This window comes from Novosphingobium sp. 11B (genome assembly GCF_054589055.1).
Genome location: NZ_BAAILP010000007.1, coordinates 1 through 3626 on the forward strand (window position 1 = coordinate 1; position 3626 = coordinate 3626).

The 3626-nt window shown below is 54.1% G+C and carries 4 protein-coding genes; 2 read left to right on the forward strand and 2 right to left on the reverse strand.

Going from position 1 to position 3626, the window contains the following annotated elements; translation table 11 throughout:
• The first annotated feature begins 368 nt into the window (after positions 1-368).
• On the forward strand, positions 369-725 hold the full coding sequence (locus tag ACYPYD_RS00680; protein WP_459661705.1) for a hypothetical protein: 357 nt from the start codon (positions 369-371) through the stop codon (positions 723-725).
• A gap of 515 nt (positions 726-1240) precedes the next feature.
• Here the strand turns inward: ACYPYD_RS00680 and ACYPYD_RS00685 are convergent.
• On the reverse strand, positions 1241-1942 hold the full coding sequence (locus ACYPYD_RS00685; protein WP_459661707.1) for a Crp/Fnr family transcriptional regulator: 702 nt from the start codon (positions 1940-1942) through the stop codon (positions 1241-1243).
• 63 nt (positions 1943-2005) lie between these two features.
• Between ACYPYD_RS00685 and ACYPYD_RS00690 the strand changes: the two genes are divergently transcribed.
• Positions 2006-2410 carry a hypothetical protein gene (locus tag ACYPYD_RS00690; RefSeq protein ID WP_459661709.1) on the forward strand — a complete coding sequence of 135 codons (405 nt, stop codon included), beginning with the start codon at positions 2006-2008 and terminating at the stop codon, positions 2408-2410.
• A gap of 390 nt (positions 2411-2800) precedes the next feature.
• Here ACYPYD_RS00690 and ACYPYD_RS00695 read toward each other — a convergent pair whose 3' ends face one another.
• Entirely contained in the window at positions 2801-3091 is a 291-nt protein-coding gene (locus ACYPYD_RS00695; protein ID WP_211151423.1) for a hypothetical protein, read from the reverse strand.
• Positions 3092-3626 lie beyond the last annotated feature (535 nt).

Genomic DNA, 3626 nt, shown 5'->3' on the forward strand with positions numbered 1-3626 from the left:
GAAAATAAACCGCCTCAAGGCGATCAAGCGCCAGATGTTCGGGCGCGCTAAAATCGACCTGCTCAAGGCAAGGGTGATGGCGCCAGCATGATACGAAGTGCACGGAATTTGAGTCAGACCCAGTTTTGCGCGCCGGTTGACAGCCCAAAGTACGAAATCACAAAATATTCGTTTCAGAGACGGATCAAGAGGCGGCCACCTCGGCGCCGTACTCTTAATATCTCTGTCGTTGTGCGCCAAAGTACTGTACGGACCTGACATCAGGAGAAGGTGTAGCCCGTGTCTTCCCAGGTACAGCGTTCGAAGCGCGCGCCCCTGGGGTGAAGCAGACCTCAACGGGCACCACTCAATTCAGCGCGACTTGATCTATGTTGCGCACGCTTTCACGTTTCGGTGCAATCTTTCGCCGTCCACTAAAGGGACCAGGCGTTGTCAGTGTGCGGGTATCTGGCGATGACGTGGGCGCGATGTGCGACCCTATCGCGCCCATAGTCGTCGCGGCAGCCACATGGGTCGGGGGTATTATGCCGCTTTACACCATTTTGTCGGTTAACCCGGTGCAGGGTCCTATCGAGATTGACGCGATCGACCCGGTAGCTGCCTTGACCGCGATCGGAAATGAACGTTTTGGCGTCGTCGATCTTCTCGAGGATGGCCATTATGTGCTTTCTTGCGATGCGACACTGCAATCCGAATGGAAAATCTTCCGTCGTCGCTGGTCATGAAGTCAGATCAGCAACCTGATTTGCGACCTCACCGCCGGCACCATGCGCTGCAGTTGGCGCCCTCAATCGAGAATGCTCAAATGCCCACTGCCGATAGGTTGCGTCAAGTCGCGGAGGGTGAGGTCGCCAACACCAGCCTCATGCCCTTGCCGATATGCGCGTACGACCTGCGTACGACAGTTTGGCCGCAATCCAGCATAAACAGAATCAGGCGATCGTCACGGTTCTTACCGTGCCCCCGCGACCCATTGGCTTGACCACGACTTGATTGCCCATGCGGTCAAAACCTATGTAAACCCTTACCGCATCAATGCTGAGCCCCTTATCGCAAGGCTCTGGAGAAAGTATGGCAGGTCTGGCTCATAGGACGAAATCTGCGTCCCAGCGACATCGAAGCATAACTCAAGAATGGACTGAATCAGTGCGAGTCGTATTGCAGTCGATCACGCCTAAGGGCTGATTATGGTCGCAAAAATATCGTCAAAAATATTATTACCTATTGCATCTTATTGTATTTATTTATTTAGGCGTCGGTGAAGATAGTTTTCATCAAACCCGGCTATCTGAACGAGTTTTATCGGATCTATAATATTCAGGCTGCCGCGATTTAGCTCCATCGCCCCACGCAGCCGCAATTCCTTCAGCACCCGGTTAATATGGACAGCCGTCATTCCGAGCGCGTCCGCAAGTATCAGCTGGGATAGGGGAAATGCAAAACTGTCATCGTCAGCCAAGCCGATACTCCTTGCGCGGACATAGAGTTCGCACATCAGGTGCGCCACGCGCTCGATGCTGCTGCGGCGACCCATGCTGACGATCCAGGCCCGCATTGTCGCCTCGTCGATGAGCTGTGCAGCGTACATGGCCCGCGCGATGTTCGGATAATCATCCAGCATTTCCTGCATTTCGGATCGCGAGATGGTGGCTATCAGCGCTGGCGAAATTGCCTGGATGCTGTGGTCCATTTCCGCCAGAATATTCACGTGAAGATCGCATGAGTCGCCAGGCATCAGGAATGCCATCACCTGCCGCGTCCCACTGGGCAGAATCTTGTAGCGGCAAGCCCAGCCTTCAAGCAATACGAACACCGGTCCGGGCTTGTCACCTTCGCGGATTACATCTTGCCGAGCGGCATATCTCCGGCTTCGCGCCGTGACCGCTTCCAACATGGCAACATCATCGGGCGCCAGCTCGACCAGTTCACTGAGTTTGTTCACGAACCTGTTCGCCATCCTCATCGCATACACGGACATCCCAAGATTAAACATTGATCAAAGTTATTGTCATTTGTTGATTTATGTGGTGGTATCCACGCCATCGTTTGTTATGCTGGCCCCGTCGTCGAGTATCGAGTCAGGCGCTGGCGGCTGAAAATCGATCTCTCGCCTGGAAGAAAAGGCGCAGAGATGTCTGTTGATGATAATAGAAAAGAGCCCTTCGGGTCGCTTCACTCACCGCTTGAGCCGCATGGGCAGGCCGCATTGCTCCTTGTTGAGAGCCTTATTCATGGACTTATCGAGCAGGCTGCCCTGACAAACGCCCGTGCCATCGACATCGTGGAGACCGCGTTGGAGGTTCAGGCCAGCATTGCGGAAGTCGCAGGCGCGGAAGAAGGTCAGCTAGGAAAAGCCTATGCTCTACTTACTGCGATAGCGGAGACATTGAAGTGGGATCGCGACCCTTGAGGTGTCGCGCCATCATCAACTGACAGCCCTAAATCGGGAGTTGCACCGCAATGGAACGAGCCCCATCAGCATTCCGTATATTGATTTTTGATTGTGAATGACATGAGCGATCACGGATACGATTGCGCATACGCGCCTATGGGGGCGAATTGAATGGGGCGTTATGTTGCCGGTATTTGCTGTGGCCCGTCAGGAAAGTGGAGCACCGCTCAGAAGATGCATTTGAAGACGCCGCCAGGATTTGTGCCAAACGGTCTTGTAGCCTTACGCCAATCCTCAATTAAATCTCATTGCCGTTCCTGCGGAACGGAATGATGCGAATGATGTTGGCGACGACCACCTTTCCGCGCGGCGGAAAGAGCGGCTACTAGCGGATTAGGGCAATAAATCTCAAGCCCGTCGAAAGCGTGCAAACACGCCTGGGGGTTCAATGCGAAGATATTCAATCTCTTGCTCGATTGAAGCCAGTTCGTCCCGGTAACCTGCGATTCGCTCCGGCCCAAGAGCAGCATCCAGATTATCGGCTTCCAATTTCAGTTTCGAAATCGTCCGCCGAACTTCATTTTCTGGAGCCGACGCCAGCGAGTGCGCGATCAGATCATGGAGCGCGTAAATCGCGCCGTCAGTGCGAAGGACGGCATCTTCAAGTTGCGCAAGGCGATCATGTATCGATCGTTGCATCAGACGATCTCCGGCAGGCAAATAGACATTAATTTACATTAATAACATAAGTTGTAATGGATACACCCCCCATTTGCAGATTTCTTATCGCCGAGGCGGCGGCGCCCATCCGCGGATCGGTGCGAATGCCACTGGATTTGTTCGGGCTGTGGGACATCTCAAGATCAACGAGATTGAGCCGTCGATCCCGGCTCGAAACCTAAGCCGGTGGTTCGACTTTGACCCATTCGTCAACAAGGCAAGCATATTGCCTGGGGCTGATGTGGGCTGCGTGATCGGTACGGCTACGAAATGCATAATCCTCCAAGGATCCACCTCTCACCTCCAGCCATTTGTGCAGGCTGGCGCGAGCATCGGCATCAGGTGGCAGTCGTTGGCTGCCAGAACCGCTGTGTGGCGGATTCCTCGCATAGCTAGCCCATCCTATTCATTGAGCGCCTGCATTCCCGAGCGCGCACCTGCTTGCGGATTTTCCACGTAATCAGGTCGCGCGGGATCGTAGCGTCTTTTTCATCGCGTGGGATCGAGAGGTTTG

Excerpts from the sequence above, each read along its gene's own strand:
- ACYPYD_RS00680 (WP_459661705.1), top strand. The coding sequence starts at position 369 with ATGTTGCGCACGCTTTCACGTTTCGGTGCAATCTTTCGCCGTCCACTA.
- ACYPYD_RS00695 (WP_211151423.1), bottom strand. The coding sequence starts at position 3,091 with ATGCAACGATCGATACATGATCGCCTTGCGCAACTTGAAGATGCCGTC.